A 15,980-nucleotide genomic window follows, 5' to 3' on the forward strand; every position below is an offset into this window, starting at 1 on the left:
TTAAAATTATAAATACGGAGCAATATCAATATCTCCCTTCACTGTCCACATTCCATTTTCCATTACCTCTTGCAGGACGATAAGCTTTGCTCTATTATTATTGATGTAGGCCGTGCTCATTTTTACTGTTATTAAAGGAGTTCCGGCGTAAGGATCTAAGGAATTAGGTTTGTAGAGCTCAAGCAATACATTTCCAGTAAAATAGGTAATGGTTGGCTTTAATTCAGTGAAAGTATTCTTTCCGATGTTATCATAAGTTGCAAGGACAGCCCCGGAACTTTCTCTTTTGAGAATACCCTTAACGTTTTGGAGGCTTGAACCCGAAAATTCTCCCAAATTTGGAAAAATAAACTCAAAGCCGACTCTCCCCAGATTTACTGTCGGCTTGGTTACTGATGTTTGGAGAAAAATTGTGGGTAAACTGATAAAATTTATCGTTTTATACTGATCTATATTATCATAGTTGATATTGAATGTTTTAATTTCCTTCCCCGTATTACTATTGTAAATGCCAAGTAAATTATTTTCACCATTATCCAAAACAAATTTTAATTGGGTTAAAATATTATTGGTGTAAGAAGTCGCTCCCCCAATTACTACGGGTTCTCCATTAAACCTTAACTGTAATAAATCAGGATTGGAATATCCTTTAATGTTTACTTCTCCATATTTCTGGTCAGCATCATTCAATTGTAAAGTTTCGTCTGTACATGAAAATAAACCTATTGCTATGACAGAAAATGTAATAATATTTTTAGCCATTATACTTATTGTTTTAGCTATTTTGCGTTTATTTTCGTTTAAGAATTCGAGAATATTCGATTTCATTTTATTTATTTTAATTATTTCAATATTAACTAAGAGTTCTCCCTGATTCTGTTTAAGCTGATAAAAACCATGAACGCTACTTTTAGACTGCCTACTGCAGTTTTTAAGTGTCCACAGGTAAAATCAATCACCTGTGGACGTATTTAAACAATATATCTTCTATTTGATTCGGATAAAGCTTACATCATTGTGCTAAGTTTTTCGATATAAGGGGCAATAAAACAACTAACAATATATAAAGACTGTTACAGTTTAGATGAAAAATGGTTATTTTTTGATGAATTTCGTATTGTATGATTTACCATCAGCACTTATAGACAGCATATAAATACCTTTTGGCAATGTACTAACATTAATCTGCCCATTGTTTACTGTTTGGTTTAATACCAGTTGCCCTGCTGCATTGTATATTAATACAGAAGCCTTAGTCATCTCTTTCAGATAAAGCACATCAGTTACAGGGTTCGGATATATCGTTACCGCTGATTTAGGATTTGCTTCACGAGTCGATAAGGTTGATTGTTGTGTTGCAAAAATCTGCATCTCATCGATTTGAAAACTTAAACTTGAATTTGTATTGAGAAAAGGTAACTGATCAAATCCAATACCGCCTGAGTAATTGCGGTTGGTCCAAAAACCTATATAAATTTTTTGACCTGCATACTGCGAAAGATCTGCTGTTGCCTGTGCAAATAAAGCATTGCTTGCCGCAATATAATCTGCATTGGTGATATTTAATCTTGGAGGCAATGCATTAGGATTAGTGGCATAAGCCGCCACAATATTAGCACGTATTGCCTGAAAATCGGAAACACTCGGTACTGGTTTACTTGGAGTGCTTACATACACAAAAATATCTTTATAGGTATTGTTACTTGCAGAAGTCGTGTTATAGGTAATCACTCTTCCGATCATTGCCGCTAAAGTAATTTCTCCACTATATGTTGACAGATCAATTTGTGGGGAAATTGCCCAGTCTTCAACATCATTTTCATAGCCTGGCTTAAGGTTAGCAGGACTGCCTGTTACATTAGGAATATACGCAGTATGTCTCAAAACAAAGTTTGGTGCTACCTCAGTGTATACGTTGGTACTCGACTGGCGAACAACGTGTGGCCCAACATTCCATGTATTGCTATTATTATTACCATCGATAAACTGCCAGCCTGCTACTTCTGCAGGAGTATCAAAGGTTGTTTCCCAAGCAACATATAAGTTTTGTGATTTTAAGCTGATACTTAGCAGTACCGCTAAGCTGATAATTATTTGTTTCATATTATTTAGATATAAAAAACAGGCAGCAGCTTACTGCTGCCTGCTATTGTTAACATATTAAAAAAAATTAAAAACCGCTGTATTTTGTCCAAACACCATTATAATTCCATGATCTTGGAGCAATAGTCCAGCTACCTGAATTAAAGAATGGATTTCCTGTAAGGAAGAACACTGAAGCCGGTGATCCCGTAGCAACATTAGCAATCGTAGGTGTTCCTATTGTAGCATTGGTAAATCCGTGTGCATAAATCGTTGAAAGATTAAGTGGTGCTAAGGCAGAACCTGTTCCTTCAACTCGAATACCTGTAGGATATCCGGTAACTAATGCATCATTAAGTGTCAAGCTTCCACGTCTTCTGATATGGATTCCGTTTTCGTATAAAGCTCCTTGAGTTCCGTTTTGTGCACCAATAATCGTCAGATTATTAATAACCGGATGAGTAATTAACGAAGTTACAGTACCTCCTGAATTGTTATCCAGCTCAATACCGTTAGAGTCAGGACTTCCACCACTTAAGCTATGTGTGGAGTTATAATCAGCCAGGGCAAGTGCATTTGTAACTGTACCAGTATATCCATTATCAAAATCAAACCCATCATCATCTTGTGCAAAAGCAATTAAATTAGATGCATTTACAGTTCCTCCGAACCATTCAAAAGCATCATCTTTTCCATAAGATACCTGAATGTGATCCAAAACTGTTCCTGATCCAACACCACCCAATGTTAAACCATTGATCTCATTTCCAGAATTAATACCAATGTCAAAACCGGCATATTCAATACGAACATACGTTAATGAACCACCGTTGTGAGTTGAATTTGTTCCACCATAAAAATATTGAGACCCAGATAGACCTTCAATTGTAGTGTCAGTACCTGTATTTGTTGGTGCATCTCCTAAAATAACTACTCCTCCGAAATCACCAGGAGCACCGGTTGTTTCAGAATCACAATCCAATAGGTTATAGCTTGTAAATACTACTGGAGCAGAAGCTGTTCCGTTAGCATTTAACACCCCTCCTTTCTGTACAACTAAAACACCTGTAGCCGCGCCATTGGTGCTAGGTTTTGCTTTGATAAAAGTTCCCGGCTGAATGGTTAATGTTACTCCACTTGGAATATTTACGATACCATCAAGCTCCCAAATTTTATCTGACGTCCAAGTCATCGTTGTCAAATTACCTGACACCGTCTGTACAGGTTTAGAGCACTCTGCATAATCTGCAGATGCAGAATGCATGTCAAAGTTAGAATCTGCTTCCGCTACGGAATCGTTTTGGCGACAAGCTGTCAGAGACAAAGCTGCGATCGCTACAAGAAGAAAATTTCTCATAATATTGGTTATTTGGTTACTTTTGTTGTGGGCTTCGCTATATTTATGCCCACAACGGATTAAATTCGGGGAGACAATGCCTTTTGTCTCCCATTTTGTTTTTTGTTTCTTCACATTTTCAATGTCGAAAGGCACAACAATGAAAAGTGCTTTACCAAATTACCCCATTAAAACCGGCACTTGACGAGCATGGTTGATATTTCTTAATCTCAAATGGTCTCACTCCGAAAGGCGGGTTTTCCAAGGTAATATTACTATTAACAATGAACGCTATTCTTATCAGCTTACAGGCCGATTGTATTTTAAAATTCTATCTAGAATTTGGTGTAAATTTCATATAATTCTTATCCGGCATTTTCCAAATACATTTACTTTAAAAAGTATAGCTTATGTTTATTCCAAAGGTTCTTCCTCTGTATGCACGGAACAATACTTTGTCTATATTTCTATCATATTTATCAGTGGCTCCGGGTATGAGATGCATAGATTCTCGGGTAGTAACAAAAGTACCGGGAGTTGCACCTTCCGCTGAATAGGAGTTATTATTGTTATAATATTCTATAACCCTGTTAAAAATATTTTTTGCATTAAGTTTAATTTCCAGATTTCTATCTTTAAGCATCTTATATGAAATCTGTGCATCAGCAACAGCGTAAGGAAGCTGGATTTCTTCGGCATTATAATCATAACCAACCGTAACATATTGCTCTCCTTTAGCATTCCAGAGAAGATTGAGTCCCAACCGATCGCTTTCATAAGAAAATCCGAGGTTGTATGCCCATGGTGTTTGTCCGTAAAGCGGCCGTTCAACTTCATATGTTTCTGCACTATTCTTTGTGTCAAAACGATTCTTAAAAGCAATCACTTTGGTATCGTTATAAGTGAAATTTCCGCTGATAAAAAAATGTTCTAAAAAGGAATCCTTTACAATAAAACCAAGGTTCTTTCTGACTTCAACCTCAAAACCTTTCAGTTTTGCATTTTTAGAATTTCCGTTATAGAGGTATAAATTACCCTCATTAGATATATATCCTTCGCGTTCAATAGGGAGATCAAGGTCTTTATAATAAAGCCCGGCAGAGATAATTTCACCTAATCCCGGAAACCATTCGAACTTGAAATCATAGTTTTTAATTACAGATGATGTCATTTGTGTATTATAGATGAGACCGTTGGCAACGGGATCAAAATAGGGCAATCCGGTTCTTTCGTTAAATTGGGGACGAATGACTGATTTACTGTAGGCCAGTCTGAGATTGATCTTACTAGTTGGACTGTATGTAAAATTGGCGGAGGGCATCCACTGCCAGGCTTTGTCGTCGATTACTTCTCTATTTAGATTTCTTGAGTCTTCCTCATCGATCTGTTGAGAAAGTTGATCGTATTTGAAATATTCAGCCCTCACACCCCAAACCAAACGGAGCTTACTTCCAAAACGATTGTCAAACATCAGATAGGGAGCATGCTGAGTAACTTTACCTTCATATTTGTTATTTTTATATAAAGGGCGGGTTTGCCAACCTATTCCCCCCGGCACATAGTATGAGCCATTGAACCAGTTTGACAGTGACCCATACATCAATAAGTAATTTTTTTCAGTATTTGGAACATCCCTGTTCTCATCAACTCTAAGAAAGAATTTTTCCTGTTGATTGGTATTATTTTTTAGGGTTCCTGCGTATCCTGTTTTAATATCATTTCTGAAGTTACCGATATTTAAACTCCATTTGAACGAAACTCCGAAATTATAATCCGTTTCTTTATTTTTTATAATACCTCTTGCGAAATTATTACCTGAATTATAAACTTTATGATACGTTAAAATTTCACTTCCAATAAAATCGTAAAATGTCTGATGCATTGTATAATCTTTCGTATCCGCCTCTACTCCAGTTCTTGCAGCAAACCAGCTTAATTCGGTATTTCCAATTTTGTGGCTTCCTTCCAGTTTATTTTGTAATAAGGTCTGATAAATTGGATAATCTGTATTATCGGTATATGGCCTGTCCAAAGTTGAAAGTTGAGAAATATCATTATTCGGAATTACACCATTATAGAAGTAATTGTAAGATGCTTCTGCATTTTCAGGCAGTCCGCTTCCGTTAGTATATTCGTTCCAGCCTGTTACCTTTGTAAGCGTATTATCATAGATGTGGGTATATGAATTACGGAATGAAAACCTGTTCTTTCCCAGCTGCAAACCAAAGTTTAACATTGCTGCTGCTGTTGAATTGTAGTTGAAGGACGCTCCCTTGTTTTTAAAATTATAAAATTTAAAGGATGTTGCTTCATCCGTAAAGTACGAAGTGTCAAGCCAGTTTCCTCTTCCTGTATGATCAATATTTAATTTATTCTGTTCATTTCTTATAGTTACAGCTCCCGCAAATCCCCATTTATCATTATTTTTAAGCTGAAAACTTTTACCAAATGCCAACTGGAAGCTGGAGTTTAAGTCAGCTGTTGTTTGATAAGTTGAAAAGTTATCTTTAAACTGTTTTGACTGCTCAAAAAACAATTGGTTATTCCAATCCATAGGCTCTAATCCCTGGGGAAAGGCCTTCGTCCCGTCATCATATCCCCAGTAGTCGTATTTTCCACGTTTACGGGTAAGAAATTCTTTAAATGTAGAGATATCATTATAAGATGTTCCCATATTTATGGTAATAAAATCTTTATTCGGGATGTCCTTGGTTTTTACTTCAACATAACCTCCTGCAAAACTTGCGTTCATGTCAGGCGTTGCAGTTTTGCTTACAACAATGCTTTCTACCATTGCAGTCGGAATAATGTCAAAAGAAAAATTATTATTATATGCTTCCGTACTTGGTAGATTAATACCATCCATTGCCGCTGTATTCCAACGTTCACCCATCGAGCGCACTACCACATATTTGTTATCAATTGTAGTGACGCCTGTGACTCTCTTTAACGTTGCACCAACGTCGCTATCTGGTGTTTTGGATATTTGTTCAGCCGAGATCCCATCGCTCATCTGAGCCGCTTTTTTTTGCTGAATTAATAACCCTGCCTGTGTATCAGCTTTTCGAACGCCCGTGATTACCACTTCTTTTATAGAAGTTTCTTTATTAGAAAGTGGTTTTAATGCAAAAGAAACTGCATTGGTTTCATTTATTTTTATAAAAAGCTTTTCTACACGTAAAGGACTATATTTATCTGCTACCACAGTAAGGGTGTATTCTCCGGCAGTTATATCCAGCGTAAAATTACCATTGTTGTCTGTAATGGCCCTTCTTCCCCCTACGATCACTTCCGCTCCAATAACGGGATCCCCGACTTCATTTACGATCTTTCCCGACAGCCTTCCGTTTCCCAAAATATCGGAGTGGTCTCCATTATATTTCAATGACACGAGATTTCCACGCATTCTGAATGTCACAGGCAGACCATCTGTAATTTCCTGCAGGCATTCCTTAATCGAAATACTCTCACACTTTATATTTTTTACTTTTAATCCTTTAAAATCTTCTTTTGAATATGTTAATCCTAAACCTGTTTTTACGGCAAATTCATCAAGTGTTCTAACCAACGGACTACTCGCAGAAACCTCAAACGATACCTTTTGTATCAATTCCTGTCCATGTAATGATACTGCAAAAAATACAACAGCAACAGTAAGCCCGCATTTCATTATTTTACTCATTATAATTGATTTCCTTAATTATTTGATTTGTTTATGAATAGTTTTTTATTTTTTAAGTGTGTAGGTGTTTGTATTGTCTTTCTCTACTTGAAGGCCAACCGCAAAGGCTAATACCTCAATATTATCATCAATACTTCCTTTAAGTTCTGCCGAAATTCTTTTTGAGGCAATTCCTGTAGGATAGATGATATTTATTTTATAATGATTTTTTATAACACTGATAATTTCTCCAAATGGAACCTCATTGAAACTCAGGGATTCTATTTTTGTCACGGATTTCCCCGACTTCTCATCAATATTCTTTGAATAAACTGCTGCTGTACGAGCGATCCCGAAATTGGTCCAAACCTGATTAGGTTTTAAGTAACAAAGAGGTGCGCCTTCATAAGAAACAGCAACTTTACCTTCATATAAATCTACTGCCTTATTATTCCCGGACTGTGAGATTTTAAACACTGTACCTAGCACTTTGGTACTGAAGTTTTCAGCCTGAACCACAAATGGATGTTTTTTTGATTTTGCCACCGAAAAGATTGCATCACCTTTTAAGCTTACCCACCTGGTATCTTCAGGAAATGACTTTTCAACGGTCAATTTTGCACCTTTTAATAAGGTAACTACAGTACCGTCTTTCAAAATTATTTTTTGGTTTACAGATTTGGCAAAATAAACATCCGATTGAAAATATGTTTTGTAAATAGAAATACCACTCAATGATAGTAACAATATTATAACTGCAGCTGGTATAAACGTTAACAGCCTTTTTGTAGTGAAATAGCTGCTTTTTTGAAGAGTAACTACAGAACTTTGTTTTATATTCAACAATATATGTTTCTTTGTTAGATCCAGATGTTGGATATCCAGATCTTTTAAAGCATCTTCTTCCAACAATTTTGAAAGCTCAGCTTCATTTTTTGTCAAAGTTTCACCTGATGTTTCCCTACCCCAGAAAAAGAAAATAAATGCCTTTAGCTTATTGTCTTTATTGTTTTTCATTCTAATAGATTAATTTTTTACTTTTGTATAATGCAAGAATGTAAGGAACTTACCCTCTCTATTTATATAACAGGTAAAATCTTAAATACTCCCTCAGCATTTTTTCAAATTTACATATCAACATATTATGAAATAAAGTTTTATTAATAATTTAAAATTCTAAATATCAAGCATTTAAATTATTATTAAAATATTATCAGACTACAATCATTAATGATTAATTAACAATCAACTATGGATTTATTCATCGAAAATTAACATTAACATCCTATTTTTGTAGTGTAAAAATTGTCTCATGGGTAAGACGGATTTAGTTCTTCTAAAAAAAATTAGAACTGGGGACCAGAATGCGTTTTCACTTCTATATAACCGTTACTATGAGGGCCTTTATAAAATGGTCTTTGTAAGAACAAAAAATAAATATAGTACTGAAGAATTGCTTCAGAATTTATGGCTGAAAATTTTCGAAAACCCGGAATTTGTTCAGGTTGACGATGAGCAATGCGCTAGAAAATATTTATTTCGTTACATGCATTTCAGAGTCATTGATTTTTACCATGCCTCAAGCAGTAATCCTGAAAATTCAGATATTTCAGAAGATCTATTAGATGATATAAGTGCTTCAGAATATTTTGAAATTTTTGAAGAGAACGATATACAGGAGCTATTTGCAATGATTAAAGATGTTCTATATGGTGTTACTGATACAGAGCAGAAGGTATATGATTTGAGGATCCGCCAGAATAAAACGGTAAAAGAAACAGCTCAAATACTTGGTATTACTGATAAGACAGTGCATAATAAACTAAACAGTGTTCTCACCAAAATTCGAAGTCAGGTAGAGCCAAAGTATAAGTCTTCCAAAAATTTGCTTTATTTTCTGATGTATATAGAAATGGTTTCTACTATGAATTAATTTGCTTACTCAAGTAGAATACGCTCTCAGTGAAACCTAATTCCGTTCATCAAACATCTGCACCATTGGGGCAACAAGCAATTGGAAAAAGAAGTGATCTCGTGTGAAAAATGATAGTAGATTATGATAAGTTGCATATTATACGAATGACTTTATTTTGTTTATCTCCATGTTGAACCATACAGACAAGTAAATTGAACCGTAGAAGAAAGTAATTTAGTTAATAAATGAAGACCTTTGTCCTATCACATTAAATCAATCAAATGTCAGAAATTACTAAAATTCAATTGGGTCATAACGGACCTATGGTGTCTAAACTTGGTTTGGGATGTATGCGAATGTCATCCATCTGGGGCGGGCCCACGCCGGATGAAGCTGAAAGTATTGCGACCATTCACCAGGCTTTGGACAGTGGGATCAATTTTCTTAATACCGGGGATTTCTATGGAGCAGGTCACAATGAGATGCTCATTGGCAAAGCGATCAAGGGAAAACGTGATGAAACCTTCATCAGTGTCAAATTTGGGGCAATCTTTCATAATGGGCAATGGATCGGGATGGATCTCCGCCCAATAGCGATCAAGAATTTTGTCAACTACTCTCTTACCCGGCTGGGAATAGAGACCATTGATCTTTACCAGCCAAGCAGAATGGATGACAGCGTACCTATCGAGGATATCATCGGAACAATTGCCGGCCTTATTCAGGAAGGCAAAGTACGCCATATCGGGGTATCAGAGATCACTGCTGAGCAGCTTCGTACTGCTAACGATATTTATCCGATCAGTGCACTGGAAATTGGTTATTCTTTGGCAGGCCGTCAGATCGAAAATGATCTACTACCCACCGCCAGAGAATTAGGAATCGGTGTTGTAGCTTTTGCCAATACGGCCGAAGGTTTGTTAACCGGTGATCTAAAAGCACCACTTTCACAAGATGACTACCGAAATTATTTCTCCCGTTTTCAAGGCGAGAATCTTATCCATAATCTTGAAAAAGTAGAAGTCCTTAAACAGATGGCTATTAACAAAGGCTTTACACCAACACAACTTGCTATTGCCTGGGTGAAAGAACAAGGCGATCATATCATGCCATTGGTGAGTATGAGTCGCAGGTCAAGGCTGCCTGAAAATATCGCCGCGATGGAAATTGTGTTTACTCCTGAAGAAATGAACATTTTAAACACTACATTTGCAATAGGTGCCATCAAAGGCGAGACCTATCTTCAAAGATAAATGGAAAGCCCAGCAGAAATCCTTCCCGGTGTTATATTCTACTCTTACCTTTCTTCGGAACGGAAAGAAAAAGCCTGCATCTGGAATCATCATACTTTGGTCATGCAGGTTTCGGGTCAGATGGTTCTGGAGACCTCGGAGCAACATTTGATGATGTCTGCCGGCGAAGTATTGCTGATTCACAAAAATCAGCTGGGAACTCTTACCAAAACGCCTGAGCCGGGCGGACATTACGAGACCATCGTCATCTCGCTTCAGGAGGATCTGATGCGTAAGATAGTTCTGGAAGAGAAAATGGAAGCCTATGCTAAATATAATGGGCTTCCAAATCTCATTTTCCCGAATAACGAGTTTCTGAAAGGGTATTTTCAATCCATTGTTCCCTATGCCAGAAACTCGGGTGCTGAAATGACAGACGAAATGGGACTTTTAAAGGTGAAGGAAGGCATTAAATTAATGCTGCATGTTGCACCGGTGCTCCGCAATTTTCTATTCGATTTTTCCGAGCCTCATAAGATAGATCTTGAAAGATTTATGCTCAGCAATTATCGCTTCAATGTTCCGGTAGAAAAGTTTGCACAGCTCACAGGACGAAGTCTTTCAGGATTTAAAAGAGATTTCCAGAAAACCTTTGAAATGCCACCACGAAAATGGCTGCAGGACAAAAGATTGAATGAGGCGCGGCACTTAATTGAAAGTAAAAACAAAAGGCCCTCATCCATCTACCTAGATCTTGGGTTCGAAAGCCTCTCTCATTTTTCTCACGCATTTAAAAAGAAATTCGGAAAGGCACCTACTTTAGGTTGATAAAAAGTTAATTAAAAATAAAATGAATACTTTTAAGTACATTTATATGTAAATAAATCTTGAAATAAACTCAACTATCCCAGCAAAGTCAGCAATTCCAGACTTGTACTTTTTAAATTAAACGACTTCCTAAATACCAAAGGTGTTTGACTGCCACCAATACCAGATTTTGTTTTCTTACTGCCAGTTTCAGGGCTATGGCTTCTCCGATTCCACCTGATGCTCCTGTTATTAATGTAGCTTTCATTACTTTGTTCCTTTAATTTTGATGGTACAAAATTGATAATCTCCATTAACTAAAAAGTATCCAGAAGTCGGTTATTTGTGCTCAATTGGCAGTTTGTATAAATGGAAGACTAATTATATCTTATCAGGGCGCATTATATTTAGTAGAACCAAAAGAGCTTCAAGCTATTAACAATTTCCTTTATCTAGTACACATGGCAAATATGACAAAACACCCGAGGAAGTTTGTAACTCGTTTATGCTATATCATTTTAATGGCATCGAGCCTTTTTTGCAAACCAGTAATGAGATTTTTTGTAGCTACTGAACCAATAGGCAAACGTAAGGGAGGATTTTTTAATGCAGTACATTCAATAATCGCCCCTGCAACATCTGCAACATTATCCAGTTCACCAAAGCCCGCGTCGATAAATTTTCGAATTTCATGAACCGGGGTACTTTGATAAACGTCCATAGGTTCAGCGATCCTCAGGCTGTTTCCAAAATTAGTACCGGTAGGCCCGGGTTCTGCAATGGTAAACCTGATATTGAATGATGAGACATCCTGGGAAGTAGCTTCCACAAAACCTTCGATTCCCCACTTAGAGGCATGATAAAGACTGAACCCAGGATAGGTAATCTGTCCGCCTTCAGATGATACCTGAACAATATGTCCACCTTCGGATTGCTTTCTTAAAAAGGGAATCAAAGCCTTTATCAGCATGATGGAACCCAATAAATTTACCTCCAGTTGTTTTATGATTATTGAACTATCCAATTCTTCTACTGCCCCAAAAACACCTATTCCTGCATTGCTGACTGCAATATCAATTTGTCCCAATTTTTTATAAGCATTGGTGACCGCTTTTTCGATGCTTGCCAAATCCGTCAGCTCCAAATAATCCACATGAAGTCTTCCAGAGTGTTTTTCAGCCAGATCATTTAGCAGTTCCGGCTTTCTTAGTGTGGCAAAAACCGTATGTCCTGCCTCTAAAAGTTGTTCCGTTAAATTACGTCCTATACCGCTTGATGTGCCCGTAATAAACCATTTTTTATTCATAGTAGTTCTTTTTTACAGGGCAAATTTCGAACTAATGACATATTGGTAGTTAACGAAATAAAAACCAATAGTTATAAAAATCAAACTTTTCTATACATGGATGGAGATATACCTTCGTGTTTTTTGAAAAAGCCCGAAAAATGGGTAAGTTCGCGAAAACCCAAACGATGGGAAATTTCCGAAATATCAAGATCGGTATGCTTCAAGAGCAGTCTCGCTTCTTGTAAAAATCGCTCCTGGATAAGCTGCTTTGTGGAGCTTCCCATGTTTCCCTTCAAAATACGGTTAAGATAGTTCGGATGTACGGACAATGCCTCCGCAAAATCAGAAGCTCTATTTAAAATACGACCATGCGGCATTATTTCTGTATTGAACTGTTGTTCAAGTAAATCCAGAAATGCTTTTATAATACGTGTCGAAGTTTTATTATGCCTATCTACATTCGAATCTTGGGGAGACAGTTTCGAAGCAAAATGAAGAAGTTCATATATTTTGCTCCTGATTAAATCATACTTGTGTTCATTATCGCTATCATGCGTATCTTCCATCACTTTAAAAATGTCATCTAAACGAAAAAACTGTTCCTCTTCCAGTTCAAACACCTTTAATCCATCTTGTTGGAAAACGGAGTAAGCTCCCAATGAACCAAAATTATGGAAAAAGTCAGTATTAAAAATACAGTAAACCCCGCTATGCTCCCCATCATTTGGTATCCAGTTATACGGACTCAAAGGATTAGCAAAAAAAATTGCGGCTTTCCGGACTTTATAGGTCTCTTCAGCAAAATGAATGTTATAGGAGCCTCTAAGTAAATTCATTTTATAAAATGACCTTCGGTTATAAGGTATAGGTCGTAACGCACAAGGGTCTTTTTCTGTAATCCGCAGAATATTAAAGTTGCCCGGATTAGATTTGTGTCTAATTTCTGATTGATCTAAAAAGTCATTTATACTAATAGTCTGCATAGTCCAAACTTATAAAAAATAAACTATTTTCCAATTCTTACACCCAATTTTTTTTTAAGTTAATTGCATGCTGGACAAATTCTGACCCCATCCTAAAATTGCTTGCATGCGTAGCCAACGCCATAGTCTTACCGGAATGGCATTCAACATATTTTCAAACAAAAACGGCAGTAGTCATGCCACTGCCGCTCTCATTAAATTTTTTCCGTTTACAATAGCTCACCCATCCCGAATACCGTCAAGCCTCTGGCAAACTGTTCGGCTACGGCCTGGTTGGCGGCTTCTATATATTGTCCGGTTATGGGGTCAACCACGGTGCGTAATGGCCGGGTGCCTTTTGGAGTAGCGATAAGTTTTACAATAGCATCAGCAACATCCTGCGGATTAGGAGTTTTAGCTTGCATCTCTGCGGTCAATGCGGTTACCATTTTGTTGGGAATATCGGCAATGGCACCGTAGCCCTCAAATACCTCCTGATCAGATGCAGGGTTGTTTTTTTGCTGCATTTCCGTAGGGAAAGCACCCGGCTCTACAATAGCTACATCAATACCTAAACGTTTTACCTCGTAATGCAGTCCCTCGCTTATTCCCTCAAGTGCAAATTTTGAGGCAGCATAAATGGTAGCGAACGGGAATGCTACCCTTCCAAAGCCACTGGTTACGTTAATGATCAGTCCATCGGCCTGTTTGCGCATGGCTGGCAGCACTTGTTTCATTAGTCGCCAAGGTGCATAAACATTAATATCAAAGGTAGTATGCACATCGGCTACGGTAAAGCTCTCGGCCACACCGGTCATGCCATAACCCGCATTGTTCACCAGCACATCAATAGTGCCTTCTTTCTCCAAAATGGTGTTAACAGCCTGTTTCGCACTCTCATCGTCTGTCAGGGTAACATCCAAAACGGTCACGTTCTCTACGGCCGCAAGAGCAGCCGCTTTATCAGCATTACGGCCCTGAGTATCGCGCATCGTAGCATACACTTTATGTCCTAAAGCAGCTACGCTTTGGACGGTCAGCCAGCCAAAACCACTATTTGTACCAGTTATTAATACGATCTTTTTGCTCATCTTTTTTATTATTTTAAATGAATATGCAAATATTGAAAATAGTAGTAAAAAAACATTTACCAAATGGTAAAAAGCATCATTAACGGATATTCCGGCGTATACGACTTAATGATTGCTGGGTGACGCCCAGATATGAAGCCACGTATGACAGCGGGATGCGATTGATGAGGTTGGGGAACGCCTCAATGAATGACAGATAACGTGTAGTGGCATCTTCTGAGACCAGCGGACTGCGCCGCTCCATGGCCAGCGTAAGGCATTTTTTTACCATCTTCGCCTTCATCATTTCCCAGCCCACAATGGTATTAGATATATCGTCCCAATCCTTTTTATTAAAAACAAGCACCTTGCAGTCGGTCACAGCCTGTACATATTCTGAAGCAGCGATCTGCGATTCGAACTTTTCGTTATCGACTACAAAATTGCCTTCGTCCACAAAATAATTGGTGACCTCTTCACTCTTGTTGTTATAATAACAAAAGCGGAACACACCTTCCAACACGAATGCTACATAACGGGGCACCTTACCTGCTTCCGACAGGTAGTCGTTCTTTTTAAATTCGAGCGTTTCAACTTTGCTCAGTAAAAATTTGATCTGCTGTTTGTTCAGGTCACCAAACTGCAGGATAAGATTTATCATCGCTTCCATCAAGTAAAGATAGTGCACATCGAAAAGCACTTAATTACCATATGGTAAAAAAACGAGGCGAGCCTGACAAATTGCGTAAGTTGTCAGAGCATGTTTTCCCGCGCCGCCTGATAAACAGTCCTTACGGAAGGTTGAAAGCCCAAAGTGCGGGCCAATGATGCATCAGCATGCAGATACCAAGGATTCACCAGCGGCTCTGCGGATGAAGTCATGGTTTCACCAACAAGGCGCAATAATTCGTAAAGTGTGGTTGGCGCCTCATCTGCGATATTGACCACCCGCCCATCCATAATCCCTTGTAAAGCCATCATTATAGCCGTATATATATCGCGATGATGAATGGTGCTCATCCGCATCGCCGGATGATATTTAGCCGCGACTACATGTTTAGGCAAGTCTTCCAAGTGGCCGTCACCATCCCCATACACAAATGGGAAGCGAAGAACTGACCAGTTCAATCCGCTTTTGCGTAACTCATTTTCAGCAGCCACTTTGCTGGCCGGATAGGCATGCTGCGGGTTAAGTGCATCATCCTCCCGGCCGGGGTGAGGATTGTTCATATCGTAAACATGGCTGGTACTTGCAAAAATGAAGCGGGCATCCGGGGAGTTGCGTTTTACAGCATCAATGAGGTTTTGCGTACCCTCCAGGTTACTTTTCCAGATGAGATCCGTGTCCGGTGAACGAAACACGGCTGCCAGATGAATGATGGCTTTTGCATCTTTTACTGCTTTTTCCAGCGATGCGGGATCAAACAAGTCTCCATCTATAGCCGTTATTCCGGCCGCAACCTGTTTTCCACGTACCAGTGCGAAACAATCATATCCTGCTTCAACAAGGCGGGGTAAAAGCCTTGAACCTATCTGGCCGGTTGCACCTGTTACCAATATTTTACCAAATTGTCTGTCCATAATTAAATTATTTTAGACAAAGGTGGGGTTAATGTAGTAGTCAGGT

14 protein-coding genes are annotated in these 15,980 nt (G+C 38.1%); 3 read left to right on the forward strand and 11 right to left on the reverse strand.

Features of this window, described 5'->3' with window-relative positions:
• Positions 1-6 precede the first annotated feature (6 nt).
• The 5 genes from ACWNCI_RS05860 to ACWNCI_RS05880 form a co-directional block, all read right to left on the reverse strand.
• On the reverse strand, positions 7-828 hold the full coding sequence (locus tag ACWNCI_RS05860; RefSeq protein ID WP_449387545.1) for a hypothetical protein: 822 nt from the start codon (positions 826-828) through the stop codon (positions 7-9).
• Between the two features lie 267 nt (positions 829-1,095).
• Entirely contained in the window at positions 1,096-2,103 is a 1,008-nt protein-coding gene (locus tag ACWNCI_RS05865; RefSeq protein WP_449387546.1) for a T9SS type A sorting domain-containing protein, read from the reverse strand.
• Between the two features lie 67 nt (positions 2,104-2,170).
• The gene (locus tag ACWNCI_RS05870) at positions 2,171-3,439 is read right to left on the reverse strand and encodes a hypothetical protein (protein WP_449387547.1); all 1,269 of its coding nucleotides are present in this window, start codon (positions 3,437-3,439) and stop codon (positions 2,171-2,173) included.
• A 373-nt stretch (positions 3,440-3,812) separates the two neighbouring features.
• On the reverse strand, positions 3,813-7,100 hold the full coding sequence (locus ACWNCI_RS05875; RefSeq protein ID WP_449387548.1) for a TonB-dependent receptor domain-containing protein: 3,288 nt from the start codon (positions 7,098-7,100) through the stop codon (positions 3,813-3,815).
• A 45-nt stretch (positions 7,101-7,145) separates the two neighbouring features.
• Positions 7,146-8,096 (reverse strand): FecR family protein, encoded by a 951-nt coding sequence (locus ACWNCI_RS05880; RefSeq protein ID WP_449387549.1) that lies wholly within the window; start codon positions 8,094-8,096, stop codon positions 7,146-7,148.
• Positions 8,097-8,391: 295 nt separating this feature from the next.
• Between ACWNCI_RS05880 and ACWNCI_RS05885 the strand changes: the two genes are divergently transcribed.
• The 3 genes from ACWNCI_RS05885 (at position 8,392) to ACWNCI_RS05895 (ending at position 11,054) form a co-directional block, all read left to right on the forward strand.
• Positions 8,392-9,012 carry an RNA polymerase sigma factor gene (locus ACWNCI_RS05885; RefSeq protein WP_346985163.1) on the forward strand — a complete coding sequence of 207 codons (621 nt, stop codon included), beginning with the start codon at positions 8,392-8,394 and terminating at the stop codon, positions 9,010-9,012.
• Between the two features lie 263 nt (positions 9,013-9,275).
• Entirely contained in the window at positions 9,276-10,247 is a 972-nt protein-coding gene (locus ACWNCI_RS05890) for an aldo/keto reductase (protein ID WP_449387550.1), read from the forward strand.
• Positions 10,248-11,054, forward strand: coding sequence for a helix-turn-helix domain-containing protein (locus tag ACWNCI_RS05895; protein WP_449387551.1), 807 nt, complete (start codon positions 10,248-10,250; stop codon positions 11,052-11,054). It abuts the gene before it with no gap.
• A gap of 112 nt (positions 11,055-11,166) precedes the next feature.
• Here ACWNCI_RS05895 and ACWNCI_RS05900 read toward each other — a convergent pair whose 3' ends face one another.
• From ACWNCI_RS05900 to ACWNCI_RS05925, 6 genes are all read right to left on the reverse strand, one after another.
• The gene (locus ACWNCI_RS05900; RefSeq protein WP_346985160.1) at positions 11,167-11,301 is read right to left on the reverse strand and encodes a hypothetical protein; all 135 of its coding nucleotides are present in this window, start codon (positions 11,299-11,301) and stop codon (positions 11,167-11,169) included.
• 240 nt (positions 11,302-11,541) lie between these two features.
• The gene (locus ACWNCI_RS05905; protein ID WP_346985159.1) at positions 11,542-12,339 is read right to left on the reverse strand and encodes an SDR family oxidoreductase; all 798 of its coding nucleotides are present in this window, start codon (positions 12,337-12,339) and stop codon (positions 11,542-11,544) included.
• Positions 12,340-12,419: 80 nt separating this feature from the next.
• Complete coding sequence (locus ACWNCI_RS05910) at positions 12,420-13,304, reverse strand: helix-turn-helix domain-containing protein (RefSeq protein ID WP_449387552.1); 885 nt, start codon at positions 13,302-13,304, stop codon at positions 12,420-12,422.
• Between the two features lie 209 nt (positions 13,305-13,513).
• On the reverse strand, positions 13,514-14,374 hold the full coding sequence (locus ACWNCI_RS05915) for an SDR family oxidoreductase (protein WP_449387553.1): 861 nt from the start codon (positions 14,372-14,374) through the stop codon (positions 13,514-13,516).
• A 79-nt stretch (positions 14,375-14,453) separates the two neighbouring features.
• Positions 14,454-15,023, reverse strand: a complete 570-nt coding sequence (locus ACWNCI_RS05920) for a Crp/Fnr family transcriptional regulator (protein ID WP_346985156.1) — start codon at positions 15,021-15,023, stop codon at positions 14,454-14,456.
• 83 nt (positions 15,024-15,106) lie between these two features.
• Positions 15,107-15,934 (reverse strand): NAD-dependent epimerase/dehydratase family protein, encoded by an 828-nt coding sequence (locus tag ACWNCI_RS05925; RefSeq protein WP_449387554.1) that lies wholly within the window; start codon positions 15,932-15,934, stop codon positions 15,107-15,109.
• Positions 15,935-15,980 lie beyond the last annotated feature (46 nt).

The sequence above is a fragment of the Chryseobacterium lineare genome (assembly GCF_977014045.1).

Excerpts from the sequence above, each read along its gene's own strand:
- ACWNCI_RS05860 (WP_449387545.1), bottom strand. The coding sequence starts at position 828 with ATGAAATCGAATATTCTCGAATTCTTAAACGAAAATAAACGCAAAATA.
- ACWNCI_RS05865 (WP_449387546.1), bottom strand. The coding sequence starts at position 2,103 with ATGAAACAAATAATTATCAGCTTAGCGGTACTGCTAAGTATCAGCTTA.
- ACWNCI_RS05870 (WP_449387547.1), bottom strand. The coding sequence starts at position 3,439 with ATGAGAAATTTTCTTCTTGTAGCGATCGCAGCTTTGTCTCTGACAGCT.
- ACWNCI_RS05875 (WP_449387548.1), bottom strand. The coding sequence starts at position 7,100 with ATGAGTAAAATAATGAAATGCGGGCTTACTGTTGCTGTTGTATTTTTT.
- ACWNCI_RS05880 (WP_449387549.1), bottom strand. The coding sequence starts at position 8,096 with ATGAAAAACAATAAAGACAATAAGCTAAAGGCATTTATTTTCTTTTTC.
- ACWNCI_RS05885 (WP_346985163.1), top strand. The coding sequence starts at position 8,392 with ATGGGTAAGACGGATTTAGTTCTTCTAAAAAAAATTAGAACTGGGGAC.
- ACWNCI_RS05890 (WP_449387550.1), top strand. The coding sequence starts at position 9,276 with ATGTCAGAAATTACTAAAATTCAATTGGGTCATAACGGACCTATGGTG.
- ACWNCI_RS05895 (WP_449387551.1), top strand. The coding sequence starts at position 10,248 with ATGGAAAGCCCAGCAGAAATCCTTCCCGGTGTTATATTCTACTCTTAC.
- ACWNCI_RS05900 (WP_346985160.1), bottom strand. The coding sequence starts at position 11,301 with ATGAAAGCTACATTAATAACAGGAGCATCAGGTGGAATCGGAGAAGCC.
- ACWNCI_RS05905 (WP_346985159.1), bottom strand. The coding sequence starts at position 12,339 with ATGAATAAAAAATGGTTTATTACGGGCACATCAAGCGGTATAGGACGT.
- ACWNCI_RS05910 (WP_449387552.1), bottom strand. The coding sequence starts at position 13,304 with ATGCAGACTATTAGTATAAATGACTTTTTAGATCAATCAGAAATTAGA.
- ACWNCI_RS05915 (WP_449387553.1), bottom strand. The coding sequence starts at position 14,374 with ATGAGCAAAAAGATCGTATTAATAACTGGTACAAATAGTGGTTTTGGC.
- ACWNCI_RS05920 (WP_346985156.1), bottom strand. The coding sequence starts at position 15,023 with ATGGAAGCGATGATAAATCTTATCCTGCAGTTTGGTGACCTGAACAAA.
- ACWNCI_RS05925 (WP_449387554.1), bottom strand. The coding sequence starts at position 15,934 with ATGGACAGACAATTTGGTAAAATATTGGTAACAGGTGCAACCGGCCAG.